At 69.4% G+C, this 23,296-nt stretch carries 17 protein-coding genes; 10 read left to right on the top strand and 7 right to left on the bottom strand.

Features of this window, described 5'->3' with window-relative positions; all coding sequences use genetic code 11:
* Nucleotides 1-44 precede the first annotated feature (44 nt).
* Both AB0H56_RS29240 and AB0H56_RS29245 read right to left on the bottom strand, forming a co-directional pair.
* On the bottom strand, nt 45-1,643 hold the full coding sequence (locus tag AB0H56_RS29240; protein ID WP_357169138.1) for an adenylate/guanylate cyclase domain-containing protein: 1,599 nt from the start codon (nt 1,641-1,643) through the stop codon (nt 45-47).
* Nucleotides 1,644-1,811: 168 nt separating this feature from the next.
* On the bottom strand, nt 1,812-2,357 hold the full coding sequence (locus AB0H56_RS29245) for a TetR/AcrR family transcriptional regulator (RefSeq protein WP_357169141.1): 546 nt from the start codon (nt 2,355-2,357) through the stop codon (nt 1,812-1,814).
* Nucleotides 2,358-2,447: 90 nt separating this feature from the next.
* On the opposite strand from AB0H56_RS29245, the gene AB0H56_RS29250 reads away from it, so the two are divergent.
* Nucleotides 2,448-3,962, top strand: a complete 1,515-nt coding sequence (locus AB0H56_RS29250) for an MFS transporter (RefSeq protein WP_357169144.1) — start codon at nt 2,448-2,450, stop codon at nt 3,960-3,962.
* Between the two features lie 386 nt (nt 3,963-4,348).
* Here the strand turns inward: AB0H56_RS29250 and AB0H56_RS29255 are convergent, their stop codons facing one another.
* The gene (locus AB0H56_RS29255; protein WP_357169147.1) at nt 4,349-6,151 is read right to left on the bottom strand and encodes a DUF4407 domain-containing protein; all 1,803 of its coding nucleotides are present in this window, start codon (nt 6,149-6,151) and stop codon (nt 4,349-4,351) included.
* 955 nt (nt 6,152-7,106) lie between these two features.
* On the opposite strand from AB0H56_RS29255, the gene gltB reads away from it, so the two are divergent.
* From gltB to AB0H56_RS29295, 8 genes are all read left to right on the top strand, one after another.
* Nucleotides 7,107-11,759 (top strand): glutamate synthase large subunit, encoded by a 4,653-nt coding sequence (gltB, locus tag AB0H56_RS29260; protein WP_357169150.1) that lies wholly within the window; start codon nt 7,107-7,109, stop codon nt 11,757-11,759.
* Entirely contained in the window at nt 11,752-13,221 is a 1,470-nt protein-coding gene (locus AB0H56_RS29265; RefSeq protein WP_110037985.1) for a glutamate synthase subunit beta, read from the top strand. Before gltB ends, AB0H56_RS29265 begins: the two co-directional genes overlap by 8 nt.
* Nucleotides 13,222-13,457: 236 nt before the next feature.
* The gene (locus AB0H56_RS29270) at nt 13,458-14,063 is read left to right on the top strand and encodes a tetratricopeptide repeat protein (protein WP_357169153.1); all 606 of its coding nucleotides are present in this window, start codon (nt 13,458-13,460) and stop codon (nt 14,061-14,063) included.
* Nucleotides 14,064-14,382: 319 nt separating this feature from the next.
* Nucleotides 14,383-14,712, top strand: a complete 330-nt coding sequence (locus tag AB0H56_RS29275) for a hypothetical protein (protein ID WP_357169156.1) — start codon at nt 14,383-14,385, stop codon at nt 14,710-14,712.
* Nucleotides 14,709-15,638 carry a hypothetical protein gene (locus AB0H56_RS29280; RefSeq protein ID WP_357169159.1) on the top strand — a complete coding sequence of 310 codons (930 nt, stop codon included), beginning with the start codon at nt 14,709-14,711 and terminating at the stop codon, nt 15,636-15,638. Before AB0H56_RS29275 ends, AB0H56_RS29280 begins: the two co-directional genes overlap by 4 nt.
* Nucleotides 15,635-16,087 carry a roadblock/LC7 domain-containing protein gene (locus AB0H56_RS29285; protein ID WP_280298115.1) on the top strand — a complete coding sequence of 151 codons (453 nt, stop codon included), beginning with the start codon at nt 15,635-15,637 and terminating at the stop codon, nt 16,085-16,087. Before AB0H56_RS29280 ends, AB0H56_RS29285 begins: the two co-directional genes overlap by 4 nt.
* 10 nt (nt 16,088-16,097) lie before the next feature.
* Nucleotides 16,098-16,469 (top strand): hypothetical protein, encoded by a 372-nt coding sequence (locus AB0H56_RS29290; protein WP_357169163.1) that lies wholly within the window; start codon nt 16,098-16,100, stop codon nt 16,467-16,469.
* 121 nt (nt 16,470-16,590) lie between these two features.
* Entirely contained in the window at nt 16,591-17,490 is a 900-nt protein-coding gene (locus tag AB0H56_RS29295; protein WP_357169166.1) for a cutinase family protein, read from the top strand.
* A gap of 51 nt (nt 17,491-17,541) precedes the next feature.
* Here the strand turns inward: AB0H56_RS29295 and AB0H56_RS29300 are convergent, their stop codons facing one another.
* From AB0H56_RS29300 to lysX, 4 genes are all read right to left on the bottom strand, one after another.
* Nucleotides 17,542-18,156 carry a histidine phosphatase family protein gene (locus tag AB0H56_RS29300; protein WP_357169169.1) on the bottom strand — a complete coding sequence of 205 codons (615 nt, stop codon included), beginning with the start codon at nt 18,154-18,156 and terminating at the stop codon, nt 17,542-17,544.
* A gap of 30 nt (nt 18,157-18,186) precedes the next feature.
* Nucleotides 18,187-18,864, bottom strand: a complete 678-nt coding sequence (locus AB0H56_RS29305; protein WP_357169172.1) for a hypothetical protein — start codon at nt 18,862-18,864, stop codon at nt 18,187-18,189.
* A 35-nt stretch (nt 18,865-18,899) separates the two neighbouring features.
* Entirely contained in the window at nt 18,900-19,379 is a 480-nt protein-coding gene (locus AB0H56_RS29310) for a hypothetical protein (RefSeq protein WP_357169175.1), read from the bottom strand.
* A 120-nt stretch (nt 19,380-19,499) separates the two neighbouring features.
* Nucleotides 19,500-22,814, bottom strand: a complete 3,315-nt coding sequence (gene lysX / locus AB0H56_RS29315; protein ID WP_357169178.1) for a bifunctional lysylphosphatidylglycerol synthetase/lysine--tRNA ligase LysX — start codon at nt 22,812-22,814, stop codon at nt 19,500-19,502.
* A 50-nt stretch (nt 22,815-22,864) separates the two neighbouring features.
* On the opposite strand from lysX, the gene AB0H56_RS29320 reads away from it, so the two are divergent.
* A complete protein-coding gene (locus AB0H56_RS29320; protein ID WP_110037997.1) occupies nt 22,865-23,086 on the top strand; it encodes an RNA-binding S4 domain-containing protein in 222 nt (73 codons plus the stop codon).
* Nucleotides 23,087-23,296 lie beyond the last annotated feature (210 nt).

The following is a 23,296-nucleotide window of genomic DNA, read 5'->3' on the forward strand; positions in this document are numbered from 1 at the left end:
GAAAGGTGGGCTCGCCGGCGCCGCCGGGACGGTCGGCCCTGGTATCAGCGCGAGTCGGCGGACCGTGACAGGGATTCGTCGGCGTTCTTCGGGGCCGGCAGGGGGAGGGCCAGGTGGGTGGGAGTCAGTCGCCCGCGCAAGGTGACCGTGTCGGCGAGGGTCCACTGGGCGGATTCGGTGTCGGCGGCGGCGGTGAGGGTGGTGGCGGAGCTGAGCAGGCGCTCGTCGTAGGACTTCGAGAGCTCGCACAGGCGCGCGGCCTCGTTGACGGCGTCACCGATGACGGTGAACTCGTAGCGGTTGTGCGTGCCCACATTGCCCGCGACGACCCGCCCGGCGGCGACGCCGATGCCCGCGTCGAGGTCGGAGGCGTCGCGCAGCCTGCGCTGGATGGCCCGCGCGCAGGACAGCGCCGAGCCTGCCGCGTCGGTCAGCGGTGCCGGCGTGCCGAAGACGGCGAGCGCGGCGTCGCCCTCGAACTTGTTGAGCAGGCCGCCGTGGCGCTCCACCTCGTCGACGACGATGTCGAAGAACCGGTTGAGAATGCCGACGATCTCGGGCGCGGGCAGGGTCGCGGCCATCGTGGTGGAGCCGATGATGTCGATGAACAGGGCCGCGGCCTCGGTCTCGGTGCCGCCGAGGACCGGCTTGGAGGCGATCGCCGCCATCGCCACATCGTGGCCGACGTGCTTGCCGAACAGGTCCTCGATCATGGCGCGCTCGCGCAGCCCGTGCACCATCGTGTTGAAACCGCTCTGCAGTTCGCCCAGTTCGGTGCCGTCGTAGAGCGGGATCTCGGCGGTGAGATCGCCCTTCTCCACCCGGCGCAGCGCCTGGCGCACGCCCTTGATCGGCGCGACCGTGGCGGCGACGACCTGGGCCATCAGCACCATGCCGAACAGCAGCGCCGAGCCGCCGAGGCTGAGCATGCACACCGCCAGCCTGGCCTTGCTCACCGCGGGATCGGCCAGCGCCCACACCGCCACCGTCATCGACAGGGCCACCGGGACGCCGACCCCGACCAGCCACGACAGCATCGTGCGCCCGAAGACGCCGATGCCGCGCCTGCGCTGCGGGTCCGCGCGCAGCACGCGTGCCGTCACCGGCCGCAGCGCGAACTCCACGATCAGATAGCTGTTGGCGCACACCACGATCGCGGCGGCGCCGATGGCGAGCATGATCTTGGGGATCAGGGCGGCCTGCGCCACACCGTAGACGACGGTGAGCACGACCAGCGCCACCGTCCACAGCATCGCCTGCTGCAGCACCATCCAGCGCGGCGCCGAGGCGGTGACCCGCTGTTCGGCCGCGTTCGGCACGTGGTCCGGATCGGTCGCCCAGCGCATGGTGCGCAGGCCGGCGACGGTGCCCCACACGGTGCCCACCGCCAGCGCGGCCACCGCGCACAGCGGCGTGAAGACGGCGTTGATCAGCAACAGGTCCCTGGTGAACAGGGTCGGACCCGGCAGCACGAAACCGGCGAGCACCACGGTCATCGCGATGCCGATCAGGTTGGCGATGAGCAGGGGCAGGGTGAGCAGCAGCTGTACCCGGACGCGCCGGATGGCCGATTTCTCTTCGACCGGTCCGAGGAGCGGCGAGCCCCACGGCGCCGTGCTCGTCGCTGCGTCGCGGTGAATCACTTACGCACTGTAAACCGGAATCGGGCGGATCTGCCGGATTATCGCGTAGGTCACACCACCGTAGAGTGCACTATCCAGGCAGGTAGCCCGCCATTTTGTGATCGGCGCCAAGGTGTCGGCCGCGAGTGTTTCGGAGATATCGTTTCGGTGTACACATGTCCACTGAAACTAGTGGTCGAGGAGTCGGCCGACGACCCGGCGATAGCGCTCGGGGTCGATCGGCGGCAGGCCGAGCAGGGCCCGCAGGTAGACGCCGTCGCCGACGAGGCGGATCGTGTCGGCGCGCACCGGGTCGTCGATCTCTGCGTCGAGGTCGTCGGACCAGGACGTCAGCATGTCGTCGAGGGCCTGCTGGATCTCGTCGGGGGCGGCGGAGTTCGACGCCTCGACACTGCGCATCGTCGCCAGCAGTGAGCGGTACAGGGCGAGCTCCACGGCGTCGGCCTTGTCGGTGATGTCCGGGGTCTGCAGGTACCACTCGGCGGTCGGGGTGCCCGCCGCCTTCGCGTCCTCGCGCTGGGTGCGTGCCCGCTCGCCGAGTCGCCGGACCAGGCCCGCGAGCAGGGCGTCCTTGCTCTTGAAGTGGTAGAGCAGGCCGCCCTTGGAGACCTGCGCGGTGGCCGCGACGGCCTCGAGCGTCACCTGCGCGGCCCCGCGTTCGAGCAGCAGGGTCTCCAGGGCGTCGAGGATGCGATCGCGGGTGTCGGAAGCCACGTCTCGACTGTACCGTCTGGACGGTATATCTGCTACTGTACCGTCTGGACGGTTTACCAAAACGAGAGACGACGGAAGTCGAGAAAGCCGATGAACGCCCCTGTCACCCAGGTCGCCCCGGCGCGTGCCAGCACGCGCGACTGGGCCGGCCTCGCCGTATTAGCCCTCGCCCTGCTGCTGCTCGCGGTCGACGCCACCGTGCTCGACCTCGCCGTGCCGGCCATCAGCGCCGACCTCGCACCGAGCACGCCGCAGCTGCTGTGGATCATCGACGTCTACTCGTTCGTGCTCGCCGGACTGCTCGTCGTCATGGGCAATCTCGGCGACCGGATCGGCAGGCGCAGGCTGCTGCTGCTCGGTGCCGTCGGCTTCGGTGTCGCCTCGGCGCTCGCGGCCTGGTCGGTGTCGCCCGAGATGCTCATCGCGGCGCGCGTGCTGCAGGGTGTCGCGGGTGCCACGCTGATGCCCGCCACGCTCGGGCTGATCCGCTCGATGTTCCAGGACGCGCGCCAGCGCACCCTCGCCATCGGCGTGTGGAGCGCCATGGCCGGTGGTGGCGCGGCGGCCGGGCCGATCGTGGGCGGCTGGTTGCTCGAGCACTTCTGGTGGGGCTCGGTGTTCCTGGTGAACCTGCCCGTCATGGTCGTGCTGCTGATGCTGGCGCCGGTCCTCATCCCCGAATCACGCGACCCGAATCCGGGCCGGTTCGACCTGCTCAGCGCCGTGCTCTCGATGCTGGCGCTGGTGCCGGTGGTCTACGCGGTGAAGGAGACCGCGGCGCACGGGCCGAGCCTGGGCGTGCTCGCCGTCGGCGCACTGGGCCTGCTCGCGGGCGTGCTGTTCGTGCGCAGGCAGCGCCGCCTCGCCGATCCGATGCTGGACCTGCGGTTGTTCGCGCTGCCGCGGTTCCGGATCGCGGTGTTCACCAACCTGCTCGCGGTCTTCGCGCTGGCCGGTGTGCTGTTCTTCGGCTCGCAGTATCTGCAGCTGGTGCTCGGCCGCTCACCGCTCGAGGCCGGCATGGTGATGCTGCCCGGGCTGGCGGCCAGCGTGTTCGGCTCGCTCGCCGCGGCCTGGCTGGTGCGGCGCTGGCGGGCGGCGGTGGTGCTGGCCGGTGCGCTGGTCGTCACCGCGCTCGGCACGGCGGCCTTCCTGGCGATCGACGCGACCAGCGGTGTCGAGGCGTTCGTCCTCGGCTTCGTCGGGATCGGCGTCGGCGCCGGGGTGGCGATGACGGTGTCGGCCGACCTGGTGGTCGGCTCCGCGCCCGAGGAGCGGGCGGGCGCCGCGGCGGCCATCTCGGAGACGGCCTACGAGACGGGCCTCGCGCTCGGCGTGGCCCTGCTCGGCAGCACGGTGATGGCCGTGTTCCGCAGTGGCCTCGACCTGTCGCTGCTCCCGGACGAGCTGGTCGCGACCGCATCGGGCTCACTCAGCGGCGCGGTCGCGGCGGCAGGCGAACTCCCCGCCGCCGTCGGCGGTGAGTTCCTCACCTCGGTGAACGAGGCCTTCGTCAGCGGCATCCACCTGACGGTCGTCGGCATCGTCGCGGTGCTCCTGCTCGCGGCCTTCGCCGCCCTCCGCGCCAGGTCGGCCCGCAATTGATATCCGTGGGCCGGGTCATCGCGCCCGGCCCAAGGTGGCGAGGCAGCTGTCCATCGAGTCGATCGACCGCCGGCCGGGGCCGCGTCAGAGGGATCCGGCGAGGTCGGACGTGCGGGGTTGTCACGACCGGCCTTCGGCGGCGGGCGCCACCGACCCCGGTTGCCGGCGGACGGCGCGACCGAGATCGACCCGCTCGCGCCGGTCCGGGGCGCCACCAGTGAGGGCAAGCGCGCTCGGCCGCACGGCCATCTCGCTGGATGCCCAGTCGCCGAGACCGATCCGTAGATGGCGGACGCGCACCCGAGCGGGCGACCGCATCGAAGCCTCGTTGCTGATGCTCGCTGACGCGCTTGGGTGGCGGCTCGCAGCGAGTGGTAGCTCCTGGGTCAGCGGCCGGGCGGCAGCTGACGGCGCCCGCTGCTCGGCAGCTCGCCGGTGTCGTTGCCGGGCAGCTCGCCGTAGCCAGGCGCGGCGGGCAGGTCGTTGGCCGAGCCGGCGGGCAGCGCGGTGTAACCGGGCGCGGCCTGGTACTGGCGCGGGTCCGGGTGGTACCGGGACTGCGGAGCATCGACGACGGTTGAGGCGATGTGCTGGGCGTACGGGTTGTACTGCGCGGGCTGGCCCTGGGGGAGGTACCCCTGGACCGGCTGGCCGCCCTGGAGCTGGTAGCCCGCGGGCACCATCTGCTGCGGCGCGGCCGAGTCCTGGCTGTCGACGGTGACCTTGCGGCTGCGGCGCAGGGTGAAGGTCACCTCCTCGACCTCCTCGAACGCCTGGCGCGCGGTGCGCAGCGGGTGGGTCGCCGAGTCGATCGCGTTGGCGACGAAGGAGGGCACCAGCGGCCGGATCCAGCGCGCGGCCGTGTCGGTGAACGGCACGGTGCCGATGATCGGCAGTTCGAGCCCGCCGCCGCTGGGCGCCTGCGCGGGCGCCTGCTGCGCGGGGACGAGGGCGCCCGCCTGCGGCGCCGCGGTGGGCAGAGCCTGCGGCGCGTATCCGGCGGGCAGCTGCTGCGAGGTGACGTTCGGCTCCAAGGCCACGGCGTCGTCCTTTCGGGGTTGTTCGGCGATTCCGAGTTCGAAACCGCCGATCGCGGCGATGATCCTGGTGCGCTGACGTTCGCGATCGATGACCGTGTCCGCCTCGATCGCCAGCTTGGCGGAGGTGAGTTCGTGATCGGCGCGCAGCGCGGCCGCTTCGGTGCGTACCTCGGCGCGCTTCACCGCGATCGCGGCGTCGGCCGCGCGCTGGGCCCGGTCGGCGATCTCCTGGGCGTCGACGGTGCGGTCGAGCGAGGTCTCCCCGCGCCACCAGCGCAACAGCAGCGGCAGCAGGGCGAGCAGCACACCCGCGAGCAGGACCAGCACGCGTAGCGCGGCGCCCCCGAGATGATGCGCGGTGTAGCTGTTCATGGCCAGCCAGCGGGCGCCGAGCCCACGGTCGCCCTCGGCGAAGGCGCTGGCCCTGGCGGCGGCGAGTTCGGCGCTCTCGGTGCGAACCCGCTGGTCGAGCGGTTCGATCCGGGCCTGCGCGGCGGCGAGCTGCTTGCGGGCGTCGTCGAGCATGTCGTTGGCGGTCTGGGACTCCGGACCGCGGCCGGGGACGCCGGTGATCCGGGTCTGCGGGCATTCGGGCGTCGGGTTGTATTCGCAGCGCGCCGTCACCAGCGCGCGATCGATGTCGGTCTGTGCCGTGGCGATCGTCGTGCCGAGCGCGGTCCGGTCGGCGACGGCCAGGTCGTGTTCGGTGCGCGCGGCGACCACGCCCGGCGCGTTCTCGGCGCCTGCCTGCGCGCGCACGTCCAGCTCCCGGTCGACGGTCCCGCCGAGCAGCACCGTCGAGGCCAGCTCGGCGACGAACACGCCGGCCAGCACGCCGACGCCGATCTTCGCCGCGGTACCGCGCCGATCGTCGGCGCCGGGTCTGGTGGTGGCCAGCGCCCGGCCGAGCGCGCCCGCGCCCACCGCGACGAGCAGCGACAGCGCGAGCAGCCCGAACACACCCGTGTCCGCGGCGGCGAGGGCGGCCGCGGTGACGATCCCGGCGACGACGGCGAACGCGAGGACGGCGGCGCCGGTGACGACATAACCGCCGCGTTCGTGCTCGAAGGCCAGGTCGGCACCCGTGTCGGAGTCACGGCGGCGCGGCGCGGCGAGACCTCCGCCGAGCCAGGTGAGTGTGCCGGTCATCTGTTCTCCCCGGGTCTTGCGCTCCACTGGGCATGGCGAAACTGACATGGATTCGTTGTGCCAGCGTGACAGGCCCCGACCCGACACACCGAGCTTCGCGGGCTCGCTTGTGGTCAGCCTCACAGTGCCGGGCGCCGCGCATCGGCGGGCGGGGTGCCGCCGACGCGACGCGCGGCGCGACCACGGCGTGTCGCGCTCGGCGATCCGTACCTACTGGTACGTGGGTGCCATTGTGTGGCGAAAGACACTGTGATCGCATTTGCCAACAGTGTGCTGCGACCCACATTCGATGTACAGACCGTACGGTCGGCTCGCTACCAAAGCACGTCGGGGCGGCTGTCGTAAATATCTCACCTACCTGGGCCCGGTTAGCGGGGCGCCCAGGTTTGATCAGCGCGTTGCCGGGGAAATCTGCTGCGGTGCAGGTGAGTTCAGCTTTCGGCCGCGCGCCGAAGGCTCGGACGGGTCTGCTCGGCCATGGTGTTCTCGCAGGTCGGCGGCGGTTATTCGGGATCGATCCGCTGCCTGCTCTGCTTTACACTGGACGACGCGCGCGACGAAGCATGCCGCCGTTACAAACCCCAGCTAGACAGGTTTATTAGCACAACCTTAGTTGGTTGGGTCTGCGGTCTGACTTATCGTTTGCTCTTACGCCGAACGCACCCCTGTTCGGCACAACCACCTGTTTCGGGGTCCGGTGAAACCGGGCCAAGACTAGCGGGTGAAACCCCGCGCGGAGGTAAGGGACGTGTAAGCGTTCCGTTACCTCTGAGCACCCACTACGTCAACGAAGCGGGTGGACAACTGGAGACGTGACTGCACGCCGCAAACCACCATTGCCGCTGGTTTCGGACCGTACGGACGCAGTCTTGACGGAGGCGAGACGACGAAGGGCACACGCTCAGCGAGCTGAGCGGCCGACTCATCGACAGCCGACTTTCTTGAAGGCAGAGGCATGACGCAACTTCCTGGCCACAGGTCACCCGGTGCCACCGGGCTCTACGATCCGGCATACGAGCACGACGCCTGCGGCGTCGCGTTCGTCGCCGACATGCACGGTCGACGCAGTCGAGACATCGTCGACAAGGCCATCACGGCCCTGTTGAACCTGGAGCACCGTGGTGCCGCAGGCGCGGAGCCGAACTCCGGCGACGGCGCGGGCATCCTGATCCAGCTGCCGGACAAGTTCTTCCGCGCGGTCGTCGACTTCGAGTTGCCGCCGGTCGGTTCCTACGCCACCGGTATCGCCTTCCTGCCGCAGGCCCGCCGCGAGGCCGCGCGCGCCGCCTACGGCGTCGACAAGATCGTCACCGAAGAGGGCCTCGCCGTGCTCGGCTGGCGCGAGGTGCCGATCGACGAGTCCTCGCTCGGCGCGCTGGCCCGCGACGCCATGCCGACCTTCCGGCAGATCTTCATCGGCTCGCCCGCGAACTCCGCCGAGCAGCTGTCCGGCATGGAGCTGGAGCGCCGCGCCTACGTCATCCGCAAGCGGATCGAGCACGAGCTCGGCAAGTCGGGCCCCGGCGAGGGCGCCGTCGGCAAGGAGTCGGTGTACTTCCCGAGCCTGTCCGGCGAGACCTTCATCTACAAGGGCATGTTCACCACGCCCCAGCTGCGCGCCTTCTACCTGGACCTGCAGGACGAGCGCGTCGAGTCGGCCATCGGCATCGTGCACTCGCGCTTCTCCACCAACACCTTCCCCTCGTGGCCGCTGGCGCACCCGTTCCGCCGGGTCGCCCACAACGGTGAGATCAACACCGTCACCGGTAACGAGAACTGGATGCGCGCGCGTGAGGCGCTGCTGCGTTCGGACGTGTTCGGCAAGGACGAGGCCGGCAAGAACCGACTACAGAAGATCTTCCCCGTCTGTACGCCGGGTGCGAGTGACACCGCCCGCTTCGACGAGGTGCTGGAACTGCTGCACCTCGGCGGCCGCGACTTGCACCACGCGGTCATGATGATGATTCCCGAGGCCTGGGAACGCAACGAGAACATGGACCCGCAGCTGCGGGCGTTCTACGAGTACCACTCGATGCTGATGGAGCCGTGGGACGGCCCGGCCGCGGTGTGCTTCACCGACGGCACCAAGATCGGCGCCGTGCTCGACCGCAACGGTCTGCGCCCCGGCCGCATCTGGGTCACCGAGGACGGCCTGGTCGTGCTGGCCTCCGAGGTCGGCGTGCTCGACATCGACCCGGCCACCGTGGTCCGCAAGATCCGCCTGCAGCCGGGCAAGATGTTCCTGGTCGACACCGAGCAGGGCCGCATCCTCACCGACACCGAGATCAAGTCGGAGCTGGCCGCGGCGCAGCCGTACCAGCAGTGGCTCGACGAGGGCGTCAGCCGCCTGGCCGACCTGCCCGACCGCCCGCACGTGCACATGTCGCACGACCGCGTGCTCATCCGTCAGCAGATCTTCGGATACACCACCGAGGACCTGAACCTGCTGATCACGCCGATGGCCAAGACCGGCGGCGAGGCGCTGGGCTCGATGGGCACCGATACGCCGATCGCGGTGCTGTCGAACCGCTCGCGCCTGCTGTTCGACTACTTCTCGCAGCTGTTCGCGCAGGTCACCAACCCGCCGCTGGACGCCATCCGCGAGAAGGTCGTCACCAGCCTCAAGCGCAACATCGGCCCCGAGGCCGACCTGCTGCACCCCGGCCCCGAGTCGTGTAAGCAGATCGCGCTCGAGCAGCCGATCCTGGACAACGACGAGCTGGCCAAGCTGGTCCACATCAACGACGACGGCAGCCACCCCGGGCTGCGCTCGGTGGTCGTGCGTGGCCTGTACCCGGTCGCCGAGGGCGGCGCGGGTATGCGCAGGGCGCTGGCGGCCATCAACACCCAGGTGTCGGCGGCCATCGACGGCGGCGCGCGCATCATCGTGCTCTCCGACCGCGAGTCCAACGAGAAGCTGGCGCCGATCCCGTCGCTGCTGCTCACCTCCTCGGTGCACCACCACCTGGTCCGCGAACGCACGCGCACCATGGTCGGCCTGGTCGTCGAGGCCGGTGACGCCCGCGAGGTGCACCACATGGCGATGCTGGTCGGCTTCGGCGCGGCCGCCATCAACCCGTACATGGCCTTCGAGTCGATCGAGGACATGCTCGAGCGCGGTTCGCTGCAGGTTCCCGGTTCCACGGGCGACCTGGCGGCCGACTACCGCAAGGCCGTCGCGAACTACTGCACCGCGGCCAGCAACGGTGTGCTCAAGGTGATGTCGAAGATGGGCATCTCCACCCTGGCCTCCTACAACGGTGCCCAGCTGTACCAGGTCATCGGCCTGGCGCAGGATCTGGTCGACGAGTACTTCACCGGCCTGCGCTCGCACCTGGACGGCATCGGTCTCGACGAGATCGCCGAAGAGGTCGCCGCCCGGCACCGGGTCGCGTTCCTGGAGAACCGCAACGAGCGCGCGCACCGCGAGCTCGAGGTCGGCGGCGAGTACCAGTGGCGTCGCGAGGGCGAGTACCACCTGTTCAACCCGGACACGGTGTTCAAGCTGCAGCACGCGACCCGCTCGGGCCAGTACTCGATCTTCAAGGAGTACACGAAGCTGGTCGACGACCAGTCCGAGCGCCTGGCCGCGCTGCGTGGCCTGTTCAAGTTCAAGAAGGGGCAGCGCGCGCCCATCTCGATCGACGAGGTCGAGCCCGCGAGCGAGATCGTCAAGCGCTTCTCGACCGGCGCGATGAGCTACGGCTCCATCTCGGCCGAGGCGCACGAGACCCTCGCCGTCGCGATGAACCGGCTCGGCGCCCGCTCGAACTCGGGTGAGGGCGGCGAGAGCCCGGCCCGCTTCGAGGTCGAGGAGAACGGCGACTGGCGCCGGTCGGCGATCAAGCAGGTGGCCTCGGGTCGCTTCGGCGTCACCGCGCACTACCTGACCAACGCCACCGACATCCAGATCAAGATGGCCCAGGGCGCCAAGCCGGGCGAGGGCGGTCAGCTGCCCGCGCACAAGGTGTATCCGTGGGTCGCCGAGGTGCGGCACTCCACGCCGGGCGTCGGCCTGATCTCCCCACCGCCGCACCATGACATCTACTCGATCGAGGATCTGGCGCAGCTGATCCACGACCTGAAGAACGCGAACCCGCAGGCTCGGATTCACGTGAAACTTGTCGCGGAGCCGGGTGTCGGCACCGTCGCCACCGGTGTGTCCAAGGCGCACGCCGACGTCGTGCTCATCTCGGGCCACGACGGCGGCACCGGCGCCTCGCCGCTGACCTCGCTCAAGCACGCGGGTGGCCCCTGGGAGCTCGGCCTGGCCGAGACCCAGCAGACCCTGCTGCTCAACGGCCTGCGCGACCGCATCGTGGTCCAGGTCGACGGTCAGATGAAGACCGGCCGCGACGTGATGATCGCCGCCCTGCTCGGCGCCGAGGAGTTCGGTTTCGCGACCGCTCCGCTGGTCGTCTCGGGCTGCATCATGATGCGCGTGTGTCACCTCGACACCTGTCCGGTGGGTATCGCCACCCAGAACCCGGTGCTGCGCGAGCGCTTCTCGGGCAAGCCGGAGTTCGTCGAGAACTTCATGCTGTTCGTCGCCGAGGAGGTGCGTGAGCTGCTCGCCGAGCTGGGCTTCCGCACGCTCGACGAGGCCGTCGGCCGGGTCGACCTGCTCGACACCACCAAGGCCAAGCAGCACTTCAAGGCCGCCAAGCTGGACCTGTCGCCGATCCTGGACATGCCGGAGACGGCGTTCATGAACCAGGACACCCGCTGCACCGGCACCCAGGACCACGGCCTGGACAAGGCGCTCGACAACGAGCTGATCGCCCAGGCGGCGCCCGCGCTCGAGCGTGGCCAGGCGGTCAAGATCGAAACCAAGATCACCAACGTGAACCGTACGGTCGGCACCATGCTCGGCCACGAGGTGACCAAGCTCTACGGTGGCGCGGGCCTGCCCGACGACACCATCGACATCACCTTCAACGGTTCGGCGGGCAACAGCTTCGGCGCGTTCGTCCCGGCGGGCATCACGCTGCGCGTGCAGGGTGACGCCAACGACTATGTCGGCAAGGGTCTCTCGGGTGGCCACATCGTGGTGCGCCCCGCGCTCACCGCGCCGGAGAGCTTCGTCGCCGAGGACAACATCATCGCGGGCAACGTGATCATGTTCGGCGCGACCAGCGGCCGGATCCTGATCAACGGTGTCGCGGGCGAGCGGTTCGCCGTCCGCAACTCCGGCGCCACGGCGGTCGTCGAGGGCGTGGGCGACCACGCGCTCGAGTACATGACCGGTGGCCGGGTGGTCATCCTCGGTGGCACCGGCCGCAACCTCGGCGCCGGCATGTCCGGTGGTGTCGCGTTCGTCTACGACCCGGAGGGCACGCTCGCCGAGCGGGTCAACCCGGATCAGGCCGAGGCGATCGAGCAGCTCTCCGGTGACGACTTCACCTGGCTGCGCGACATCATCACCGTGCACCGCGACGAAACGGGTTCGGCTGTGGCCGAACGCATCCTGAGCGATTGGTCCCAGCAGGTGAACCACTTCGTGAAGGTCATGCCCCGCGAATACAAGAAGGTTCTGCTCGCCATCTCCGAAGCCGAGAAGAGCGGCAAGGACGTTGACGAGGCGATTATGGAGGCCGCTCGTGGCTGATCCCCAGGGATTTCTGAAGCACACCTCTCGGGAGCTCCCGACCCGCCGTCCGGTGCCGCTGCGCCTGCTCGACTGGAAAGAGGTGTACGAGGACAAGTTCTCGCACGACACCCTCCAGCGTCAGGCCAGCCGCTGCATGGACTGCGGTATCCCGTTCTGTCACAACGGTTGTCCGCTCGGGAACCTGATCCCCGAGTGGAACGACCTGGTGTACAAGGGCGGCTGGCGCGAGGGTATCGACCGGCTGCACGCCACCAACAACTTCCCGGAGTTCACCGGCCGCCTGTGCCCGGCTCCGTGTGAGGCGTCGTGCGTGCTCGGCATCAACCAGGACCCGGTGACGATCAAGCAGGTCGAGGTCGAGCTCATCGAGAACGCCTTCGACGAGGGCTGGGTCACCCCGGTGTACCCGACCCGCCTCACCGGCAAGAAGATCGCGATCGTCGGTTCCGGCCCGGCCGGTCTGGCCGCCGCGCAGCAGCTCACGCGTGCCGGCCACACCGTCACCGTGTTCGAGCGCGACGACCGCATCGGCGGCCTGATGCGCTACGGCATCCCGGAATTCAAGATGGAGAAGCGCTTCATCGACCGCCGCCTTGCGCAGATGGAGGCCGAGGGCACCATCTTCAAGCCGGGCGTGAACGTCGGTGTCGACATCACCGCCGAGCAGCTGCGCGAGCAGTTCGACGCGATCGTGCTCGCCGGTGGCGCCACCATCGCCCGTGACCTGCCGATCCCCGGCCGCGAGCTCGACGGCATCCACCAGGCGATGGAGTTCCTGCCGCTGGCCAACCGCGTCCAGCTCGGTGACGACATCACCGACGAGAACGGCCTGCCGCCCATCCACGCGAAGGGCAAGAAGGTCGTCATCATCGGTGGTGGCGACACCGGCGCCGACTGCCTCGGCACCTCGCACCGCCACGGCGCCGAGAGCGTCCACCAGTTCGAGATCATGCCGCGTCCGCCGGAGGAGCGCGCCGGTTCCACCCCGTGGCCGACCTACCCCCTCATGTACCGGGTCTCCTCGGCGCACGAGGAGGGCGGCGAGCGGGTGTTCTCCGTGAACACCGAGCGTTTCGTCGGCAAGGACGGCAAGGTCACCGGGCTCGAGGCGCACGAGGTCAAGATGGCCAACGGTCGTTTCGAGAAGGTCGAGGGCACCGACTTCACCCTCGAGGCCGACCTGGTGCTGCTGGCGATGGGCTTCGTCGGCCCGCAGAAGCCCGGCCTGCTGACCGACCTCGGCGTCGGCTACGACGGCCGCGGCAACGTGCAGCGCGACAAGAACTGGGCCACCAACATCCCCGGCGTCTTCGTCGCCGGTGACATGGGTCGCGGTCAGTCCCTGATCGTGTGGGCCATCGCCGAGGGTCGCGCCGCGGCCTCGGCGGTCGACAAGTTCCTCGAGGGCGAGACGGCGCTCCCCGCGCCGATCCCCCCGACAGCGGTCGCCCAGCGCTGATCGCGCGCTGAACAGCGAATACCCGGAGCGCCCGTGGACTTTCGAGTCCACGGGCGCTTTCGCGTCCGCCCTGCGGTAGCCACAGGTGTGCCTAGGGGGCTGAACTGGGTAGGGGCGCAACAGATTCGATGCGTCGGCAAACGACGTGGCTGATCTCCGGTGCAGCACATAGACTTTCCGTTATCGATGTGTAACCGGTGATCCGAGGGGGAGCTGTGCCGTTACCGCCGGGAACGATGGCCGGCCTGCATCGCGCCGCGGAGCGCGGTGATGGCACCGCCATGCACAACCTCGCCAACATCTACTACGACCACAGCGATTTCGAGGCAGCGGAGTACTGGTTCCGGCGCGCGGCCGCGGCGGGCCACACCAGGGCGATGAACAACCTGGCCGTGCTGCTGGACAAGCTCGGCGATTTCGACGAGGCCGAGTCCTGGTATCGCCGTGCCGCGGCGGGCGGCAACGCCAACGCGATGTACAACCTGGCGACCCTGCTGTACCAGTGCGGTGACCGGCGCGACGCCGAGACCTGGTACCACCATGCCGCTTTCGCGGGCAATGTGGACGCCATGTACAACCTGGGCCGGCTCTACGAGGAGCAGAACCGGCTCGAGGAGGCCGAGTCCTGGTACCGCGACGCGGCCGACCACGGCGATATCGACGCCATCAACAATCTCGGCATGCTCCTGCGGCGCGTCGGCGCGCTCACCGAGGCCCGCCGCTGCTTCCGCCGCGCCGCCGACTACGGCCACCCCCGCGCCATGGCGAATCTGGCCGCGCTGCTGGAGGCGCAAGGGGCCCATCGGGAAGCCGAATCCTGGTACCGCAGGGCCGCGGGCTGACCCTCGGCTACGCCCGCCGTGATTGGTCCGTGATGTTCGCGCGCTGATCGCCGGACCCGAAATGTGGGCTGAGCTTGGTGTTCCGGAGTTTGCTGGCGAATTCTGGCGAGGTTACTGAAAAGTATTGATACCGGGCGGTTTTCCAGCAAACCTCAGCAAACATTATGGGGCGCAGCAATTTTCCGGCGTTCGAGGTGCGGATGTTTGCGGGTGGGTATAATGTCTCGGTTCGATAACCGATCGATGACAGGGCGCGGGGCGTGTGAATTCTCTCGACGGCTGCCTGAAACGCATCATGGATATTCCGGGTGCGCGCAGCGTGACACTGGTTGATGGGGCCAGCGGGTTGGCGATCGCCGCGGCTGGAGTGCACGACATCGTCGACGAACACGAGGACGCGGCGGCGACCACCGACGTGCTTCGTGCGGTGCTCGGCTGTACGGCGTTGGCCACGGGACGCGACGGCGACGACATCACCGAACTCATCGTGTGCCGGACCGGGGGATTCCACCTGCTGTACCTCGTCGACGGCGATTTCGACGGCCGCCTGTTCGTGCACGTCGTCTTCGACGGCGACAGCGGCAATCTCGGCATGGCCCGCTATCAACTGCGCGGCGCGCTCGCCGAACTGACGGGCACTGAACGGTGAGCGCGGCACTGGCCGAGGAACTGCACCGGCTCGAGGAACAGGGCTCGACCGGCGTCCTGCGCGTCGGCGACGGCGAATTCCATCTGGCCCGTGGCGCGATCGCCTCGGCGGGCTGCAGGCGCACCATCGGGCTCGACCGCCTCGTCGTCGAGGCCGGGGTGGCGACGGCCGAGGACTGGCGCAGGGCCGGGGCGGGCGATCCCGGTCCACTGCTGCACCGCCCCCGGCTGGAGACGCTGGCGCTGCTGTCGGTCTTCGATGCCGCCTACCTGCTGCTAGCCTCCGCCGACGAGCCGGAATTCCGGCCCGCGCCCGAACATTGGCTCGCGCCCGTGTGCCGCATCGCGCCGCGCGCCCTCGTGCACGAATTCGCGCGCCGCAGCCAGCTCGAGCGGGGCCCGTGGCCGGCCGATCTCGTCGCCGCCGTCCCGGTGGTCCCGGTGGGCCGGGTCCGCCGAAATCGCCTGGTGCTCACCGGCGGTCAGGCCGAGATCCTCGCCGCCGCCGACGCGCGCCGCAGCATCGCCGAGATCGCCCGCGACCTCGGTCGCACCACCTACGGCTGCCTCGTCGACGTCCGCGCGCTCACCAGCGCGGGCCTGATCCAGGAACCCGTGGAGGCGAAGCCGACCGGCAGGCATCTGGCGCTGGCGCCGGACCCTGTCGAGGAGGCCGCTCCCCAACGACATTCGGCGCAGGAACCGCCGAACCCCACCGTGCCCACGCTGCCGAGACGCGTCCCCGCGCTCGGTGGCCAGGGGACGAACGAAAGATCCGGACGGCACGCGGTCGACGAGGAAGCGACCGCGACCGTCCGGCGACGCGGAAACCTCACCGGCGCGGCGCCGTACGAACCCGAACGCTGGCAGCAGGTCGACCGCGATGTACTCATCCGGCTCAGGGCGGCGTTGGAGGAGCTTGCGTGACCGTGCGGAAGAAGCTGCTCGGTGAATGGAGGGGAAGGTTGTCGAAAGTGACGGTGCCCGAACGCAATACCGCCGTACTCGCCGAACTGCAGTCGCTGCGTGAGCGGGTGCCCCGGCTGACCGGCTCGCTGGTGGCCTCCAGCGACGGGATGCTCATCGAACACGACCTACCCCCGCACATCGAACCCGCGGGCATGGCCGCGATGGCGGCCGCGCAGCTGGCCCTGTCGTACCGGCTGGCGAACACCGCGCACGGTGGCGGGTTCAACGAGGTCGTCGTGCTCGGCTCCGAGGGGCAGGTGGTGATCTACGCCGCCGGCTACACCTCGCTGACCGTGCTCGCCGGTCCGGAAGTGAACGTCGGCCGGCTCCACCTGGAGTCGCGGCCGGTGGCTCGCGCCATCGCCGAACATCTGGCGATGACGCACCCCGAGAAAGAACTGGAGTGAAAGGCTCGATATGTCGAATATGGATCTGGCGCTGAAGGACATGATGGTGATCGACGGCGCGATCGGCGCCGCCGTCGTCGATTACAACAGTGGCATGGCCCTCGGAATGCTCAGCAGCACCAAGGCTTTGGATCTGCAGGTGGCGGCCGCGGGTAACACCGAGGTGGTTCGGGCGAAGCTGCGCACCATGGAGCAGCTCGGCCTCAACGAGGAAATCGAGGACATCCTGATCAGCCTGGGCACCCAGTACCACCTGATCCGCCCGATGACCGGACGCAAGTCCAAGGGCCTCTTTCTCTACCTCGCCCTCGATCGCGGCCGCGCCAATCTCGCGCTGGCCCGTCACCGGCTCCGGGGCATCGAAGAAGACCTCGAGGTGTGAGGAAGAATTCCGGCGGTCATGTGGCACCGGCGCACCCGTACGCCTATTCTGTTCTGCGGCGAGGTCTGGGCCGACTTGACGGGGTTTGCTCCACTGGCGAGCAAGGTTGAACTGGAGCGGTATGCAGTTGAAGAAGGTTGTCGCGGCGCTGGGCGTTGCCGCGGCGATGACTACCGGCATCATGGCAGCCGGCACGAGCGCGAGCGCGGCGCCGGGCTGCCCGAGTTTGTACGTTGTGGCGATCCCGGGCACCTGGGAAACCGGCCACGACAAGGAACCTGGGCCCGGCATGCTCGCCGGGGTGACCAACGGCCTACCCCGCAACACCGACGTCGACTACGTCACCTACGCCGCCACCGCGTTCCCGTGGGAGGGCGATGTCTACGGCCAGTCGAAGAAGCAGGCCGTCGACGCCGCGCGCGGGTTGATCACCGCCAAGCTCGCCGCCTGCGGTGACACCGACATCGCGCTGGTCGGCTACAGCCAGGGTGCCGACGCGGCGGGCGATCTCGCCGCCGAGATCGGCACCGGCGTCAGTGCCATCCCGCCGGGCAAGGTCAAGGCCGTCGGCCTGATCTCCGATCCGCGCCGCTCGCCCACCGACATCCAGGTCGGGCCGATAGCCGCGGGCGCGGGCGCCGGTGGCGCGCGGCCGGGTGGGTTCGGCTGGATCAGCGACCGGGTGCGCACCATCTGCGCGGTCGACGATCTCTACTGCGCGACGGCCACCGACGACTTCGTCACCCGGTTCGCCGGCTTCCTGGCGCAGAGCTCGGACGCCAACCCGGCGAACATGTGGCGCTACCAGATCGAGGCGGGTGCCATCATCAACGACCTGATGGCGCACGGCGGCGTCCCGGTGCTGCAGGCGCAGCTCTCGGACTCGGCGAACCAGCAGCGGGCCAAGGACCTGGAGCGGTTCTACCGTTCGCAGGCCCACACGCTGTACGGCAGCTACTCCGTCGGTGGTGGTCAGACGGCCATCTCCTGGATGCACAACTGGATCGCCCAGCAGGCCTGAGGTAGTTCACGGGAAAGGCCCGGTGTCGCCGACACCGGGCCTTTCCCGTGTTCAGGCGCGGGCGAGGTTGCGTGGCAGCAGGTCCCAGACGTGACCGTTCTCGTTGATGGTGGCCGCGGTGCGCGAGCCGGTGCGGGAGTAGAGGATCCGGGTCACCGAGCAGTAGTCGATCGGGAAGGTGAGCGGGCGGGCCAAGCCGAGGATGTCGGCCAGCAGCGCGTTGATCACCCCGCCGTGCGCGAACGCGACCACCGTGTCGGTGGGGTCGGCGGCGGCGACGATGCCCTCGACCGCGGCGAGCACGCGGGCCGTGAAGGCGGCGCCGTCGATCTGCTCGGGCAGCAGCCCGGCCTTGATGCGCGCGTATGCCTCGGCGAACTCGGTCTTCGCGTCCTCGATGGGGATGTAGGCGGGCAGGTCCCGGTCGTATTCAGCGAGGTCGTCGACGACATCGATCGGGAGGTCGCGGGCGGTGGCGGTGGGCCCCGCGGTCTCGCGGGCCCGGCGCTGCGGACTGCTGACGATCCGGGTGATCCCGTGCGCGGCCAGCGCGGCAGGCACCCGCTCGGATTGCCGCCTGCCGATCTCGGTGAGCGCGGGATCGGCGATCGCGGTGGTCGCGGCGACGCGTTCGGGCTGGGCGTGACGCACGAGAATGAGCTGCACGCCCTCACTGTACGAGCGACCGCTCCGGGCTCACGGCTCCGGGTCGATCTCCTCGCGGCCGGTGACGTCGGCGGTATCGATGATGACGATCTCGCGACCGTCCTCGAGCAGCACCTTCAGGAAGCCGGGCGGATTCTCCATCACGTACCCGTCGACGACGCCGGTCCTGGTGGCGATGTGTTCGCGCGAGACCCACGGAACCTGCACGGTCGCGGCCAGAATCAGCGCGGACAGGGTGACGATGAGCGCGGAACTGCCGACGAACCACTTCGCGAACCGCGCGTTGCGATGACTGGTGCGCAGCAGCAGGAACAGCACGACGCCGAGCAGGAGGGCGGCCACCGGGACCCACCACACCCGGTAGGTCCACAGCAGCGCGGCGGTGAACAGCGCGACCACAAGCAGCCACGCGAGGCTGCCCGCGTTCTCCCAGGTGGGCCTGCCGAGCCGGAGTTGGCGCAGCACCGCCTCCGGCAGCAGCACCGACAGCGCGATACCGCCGAGAAAAGGGCTGGCCATCAGGGTGCCGAGCACCATCGGGGCCACGTCGTCGAGGCCGAGCGTGCCGACCACCGAGAACGCGGCATTCCAGTCGTAGTCGGTGATCGCGAACAGGCGGAGCAACAGGAACAGTCCCGCCACGCCGGTGGCGGAGAGACCCTTGGCGAAGAGATGTTTGTTCGAGGACTCGCGGGAATGCCTCGTCATCGGGCGAGGATATCGCCGCGAGTCCCTCGATCAGCTCAGGACTGGCCGTACGGCGGCTGCTGGCCGTAGGGCGGCTGACCACCCTGCTGGCCGTAGGGCGGCTGGCCCTGCTGACCGTACGGCGGCTGGCCACCGGGCTGGCCGTAGGGCGGCTGACCCTGCTGGCCGTAGGGCAGCTGACCACCCGGCTGCTGGCCGTACGGCTGACCACCCTGGGGGCCGCCGTAGGGCGGCTGCTGGGGCGGCTGACCGTTGCCGCCGTCCTTCTTCTTGTTCTTGAGCAGCAGGACGGCCACCACGATGACCACCACGACGACCAGGCAGATGACGCCGAAGATCACCGCGCCGCCGCCGCCCTTCTTTTTCTTCTTCGCCAGAAGGTCCGTCGCCGTGTTGACCGCGTCCGCGCTCGCCAAGGTGTCGAAAGTGCTGGTGAGCGTGTGAGTGTCGACCGAGGCGGCCGTGGTCAGCAGGTCCAGATACATGAATTCCCATCCCGTTGTCGTCCCCGACATCCTCCCGATGCCGGACGTTCGAGCCTATCGCCGCGGCTTCCGGATCGAAAGCCTCGAAAACACCCCGAAGTATTGATTGATCGCCGCCGTGCACGGCACCGTTTACATCCGTACCCACTTTCAGCGCGGTTTCACCAAGGGGAAGGGCAGTGTCTCGCGGATGCTGCGGCCGGTGATCAGCATGACCACCCGGTCGACACCCATGCCGAGGCCGCCGGTGGGCGGCATGGCGTGCTCGAGCGCCTGCAGGAAGTCCTCGTCGAGCTCCATCGCCTCCGGGTCGCCGCCCGCCGCCAGCATCGACTGTTCGGTGAGCCTGCGCCGCTGCTCCACCGGATCGGTGAGTTCGCTGTAGGCGGTACCCAATTCGACGCCCCAGGCCACCAGGTCCCACCGCTCGGTGACGCCCTCGATGCTGCGGTGCGAGCGGGTCAGCGGGGAGACGGACGTGGGGAAATCGAGGTAGAAGGTGGGGTCGGTGGTCTGCGATTCCACCAGGTGCTCGTACATCTCCAGCACGATCTGCCCGGCGTCCCAGCCGTGCTGGTAGTTGACGCCGGCCTCGTCGCACAGTTCGCGCAGCCGTGGCACCTCGGTGCGCGCGGTGATCTCGGTGCCGATGGCCTCCGAGACCGCGCCGTGCACGGTGCGCACCCGCCACTCGCCGGAGATGTCGACGGCGTCGAAACCGCCCTCGTCGTTGGGCCGCATGGCCACCTCGGCGCCGTTGGCCGCCATCGCGGCGCTCTGGATCAGCTGGCGGCACAGGTGCATCATCCGCAGGTAATCACTGTGCGCCTCATAGGCTTCCAGGATCGTGAACTCCGGATTGTGGCTGAAGTCGACGCCCTCGTTGCGGAAGGTCCGGCCGATCTCGAACACCTTCTCCATGCCGCCGACGCACAGCCGCTTGAGATACAGCTCGGGCGCGATCCGCAGGTACAGATCCAGGTCGTAGGCATTGATGTGGGTGCGGAACGGGGTCGCGTTGGCGCCGCCGTGCACCTGCTGCAGGATCGGCGTCTCCACCTCGAGGAAGCCCCAGTTGAACAGCGAGTCGCGCAGGGAGTGCACCACCGCGCTGCGCTTGGCCAGCACCTGGCGGGCCTCCGGGTTGATCGCCATGTCGACGTAGCGCTGCCGCACCTTGGCCTCGGAATCGGCGAGGCCGCGCCACTTGTCGGGCAGCGGGTGCAGGCACTTGCCGTTCATCCGCCAGTCCTGGGCGAGCAGCGAGAGCTCACCGCTGCGGCTGGTCCCGAGTTGACCGCTCACCTCGACGAGATCGCCGAGGTCGAAGAATTCGGTGAACTCGGCGCTGCGCTCGGCGCCCACCCGCTCGCGATCGATCACGAGCTGGATCTCGTCGGACCAGTCGCGCACCACCGCGAAGATCACCCCGCCGTAGTCGCGGATGCGCAGGATCCGGCCCGCCACCCGCACGGTGGTGCCCTTCGGACAGCGCCGCGCGTCGGCGATGGTGTGCGTCGGCGGGTAGGCGATCGGGTAGGGGTCGACGCCCGCACCCGTGAGCCGGTCCAGCTTGGTCATGCGCACGCGGACCTGTTCGGGCCTGCGCGGGCCCTGTTCCTCGGCGCCCTCCGGCGCGTCGGGCGGGGTGCCGTCGGCGTGCAGGCCGACGACGCCGGCGGGCACCGCCGGGTGCACGCCGGTGTGCACCGCCGCGTCGGGTTCCGGGCCGAGCCGCGGCAGGAAGCCCTCGGCCAGGCCGCTCGCCGCGGCCACCCGGGGCAGCTGCCTGCGCTCCTCGAACAGGAAGAACCGGGGCACCCAGCGCGGGTGGTACTTCACGTTCGACCGGTACAGCGCCTCGAGCTGCCACCAGCGCGAGAAGAACAGCAGCACCCCGCGCCACGCCCGCAGGATCGGCCCGGCCCCGATCCGGCCGCCCTCCTCGAACACCGAGCGGAACACCGCGAAGTTCAGCGAGATCTTGGTGATGCCGTACTGGTCGGAGTTCAGCGCGAGCTGCGAGATCATCAGCTCCATCACGCCGTTGGGGCTGTGCGGGTCGCGGCGCATGAGCTCCAGCGAGACGCCGGTGCGGCCCCACGGAACGAACGAGAGCATGGCGTGCACGCGGTCGTCGTGGTCGACGGCCTCGACCAGTAGGCAGTCGCCGTCGAGCGGATCGCCGAGGCGGCCGAGCGCCATCGAGAAGCCGCGTTCGGTCTCGGTGTCGCGCCAGGCGTCGGCACGGGCGAGGACCTCGGCGAACTCGGCGGCGGGGATGTCGTGATGCCTGCGCACCCGCACGCCCATCCCGTTCTTGCGCAGCCGGTTCGCGGCCTGGCGGACCTGCTTCATCTCCGGTCCGGCGAGCGAGAATTCGCGGGTGTCGAGGATGGCCTCGTCGCCGAGACGCAGCGCCGAGAGCCCGGCCTGGCGGTAGGCCGTCGCGCCGAGTTCGCTCGCGCCCATCACCGCCGGCGCCCAGCCGAAGCGGTCGGCCTGCTCCAGCCAGGCCCGAATGGCCTGTGGCCAGCCCTGTTTCGGCCCGATCGGGTCACCGCTGGCCAGGCAGACGCCCAGTTCCACGCGATAGGTGATGGCCGACTTGCCGTTCGGCGCGAACACCACCGCCTTGTCGCGCCGGGTGGCGAAGTAGCCGAGCGAGTCCTCGACGTCGCCGGCGGCGAGCAGCCCGCGCAGCGCCGACTCGTCCAGTCCGGTCATGGCGTTGACCGCGCGCTGCGAACGCAGCAGCACCACCACGGCGGCCAGCAGCGCGATGGCGCCGAACAGGCCGAGCAGGAAGTTCACCCACGGGCGCGGGTGGCCGTCGAAGTGCTCGTTGTCCACCAGCACCGCGGCGGTGACACGGTAGATCGCCCACAGCGGTCGCTGCGCGCCCGCGGGCAGCGAACCCGGCGCCAGCTCCACCAGCCCCCAGCCGACCAGGCAGCCGAGCGCGAGGCCGGCCACCAGCACCCCGAGCGCCTTCCACAGCGCGCCCGGTCTGACCTTCGTGTAGAACTCCGAGCGCGCCGCGATCAGGACCACGAGCACCGCCACGTGCACGACGCCGGCCACCAGCGCGTCAACGTCGTCGTCGGCGACGAAATCCAGCACATTCGTCACCGTGTAGAGCAGCAGGTACACCACCAGCAGCCACCACGCCACGCGTTTGCGGCTGGCCAGCGCGCCCGCCATCAGCCCGACGACCAGTGCCCAGACCAGGCTGGTGTCGGGTGCGTCGAAGTAGTAGGTGTCGATGTAGTGCCGTGGCGTCTGCGTCAGATGCCGCAGCGCGGGGGAGACGCTCCACAGCAGACACAGCACCGCGAAGACGCCGAGCACCAGCCCGGTGACGTGCGGTACCTCCGCGAGCCTGCCGCGGCCGCGATGGGGAACGGCGGCGGCGCGGTCGGGCGGAGCCTGGACGGTGGGTTGCTCAGCCTGCGTTGCGGTCACCGATCCAGTGTGCGTCCATCGGGACCGGATCGGTATGAAAGGATTGGCCCATGTCGGAACCAGTTGATGTGCCGATCGATGACGAGGTCATCAAGCTCGGGCAATTCCTGAAACTGGCGAACCTGATCGATTCGGGTTCCGAGGCCAAGACGGTGATCGCCCAGGGGCTGGTCCGGGTCAACGACGAGGTCGAATTACGCCGCGGTAGGCAACTGCAGGTCGGCGACGTCGTCGTGCTGGCCGGACACCGGGTGCGTGTGTCGGGGAACTGAGCGTCCCCACACACCCGGCCACGACGACCCGACCTCGAGGAGGGTCCGCCGCGTAGCGGCGGTCGCGGCCGTCCCGCCGATCGGGCGCCGGTGCGTAGGCGAGGTAGGAGCAAGCACCGGTGAGGCCCAGCTTCATGGCCACGCCCTTCATGGTGCCGAGCACCATGACCACCTGTTCGGTGGTGCGGATCATCGACTCCTCGGCCATCT

It is taken from the genome of Nocardia sp. NPDC050717, from assembly GCF_040654275.1.
Classification (GTDB): domain Bacteria; phylum Actinomycetota; class Actinomycetes; order Mycobacteriales; family Mycobacteriaceae; genus Nocardia.

Excerpts from the sequence above, each read along its gene's own strand:
- AB0H56_RS29250 (WP_357169144.1), top strand. The coding sequence starts at position 2,448 with ATGAACGCCCCTGTCACCCAGGTCGCCCCGGCGCGTGCCAGCACGCGC.
- AB0H56_RS29255 (WP_357169147.1), bottom strand. The coding sequence starts at position 6,151 with ATGACCGGCACACTCACCTGGCTCGGCGGAGGTCTCGCCGCGCCGCGC.
- gltB (WP_357169150.1), top strand. The coding sequence starts at position 7,107 with ATGACGCAACTTCCTGGCCACAGGTCACCCGGTGCCACCGGGCTCTAC.
- AB0H56_RS29270 (WP_357169153.1), top strand. The coding sequence starts at position 13,458 with ATGGCCGGCCTGCATCGCGCCGCGGAGCGCGGTGATGGCACCGCCATG.
- AB0H56_RS29290 (WP_357169163.1), top strand. The coding sequence starts at position 16,098 with ATGTCGAATATGGATCTGGCGCTGAAGGACATGATGGTGATCGACGGC.
- AB0H56_RS29295 (WP_357169166.1), top strand. The coding sequence starts at position 16,591 with ATGCAGTTGAAGAAGGTTGTCGCGGCGCTGGGCGTTGCCGCGGCGATG.
- AB0H56_RS29305 (WP_357169172.1), bottom strand. The coding sequence starts at position 18,864 with ATGACGAGGCATTCCCGCGAGTCCTCGAACAAACATCTCTTCGCCAAG.
- AB0H56_RS29310 (WP_357169175.1), bottom strand. The coding sequence starts at position 19,379 with ATGTCGGGGACGACAACGGGATGGGAATTCATGTATCTGGACCTGCTG.
- AB0H56_RS29320 (WP_110037997.1), top strand. The coding sequence starts at position 22,865 with ATGTCGGAACCAGTTGATGTGCCGATCGATGACGAGGTCATCAAGCTC.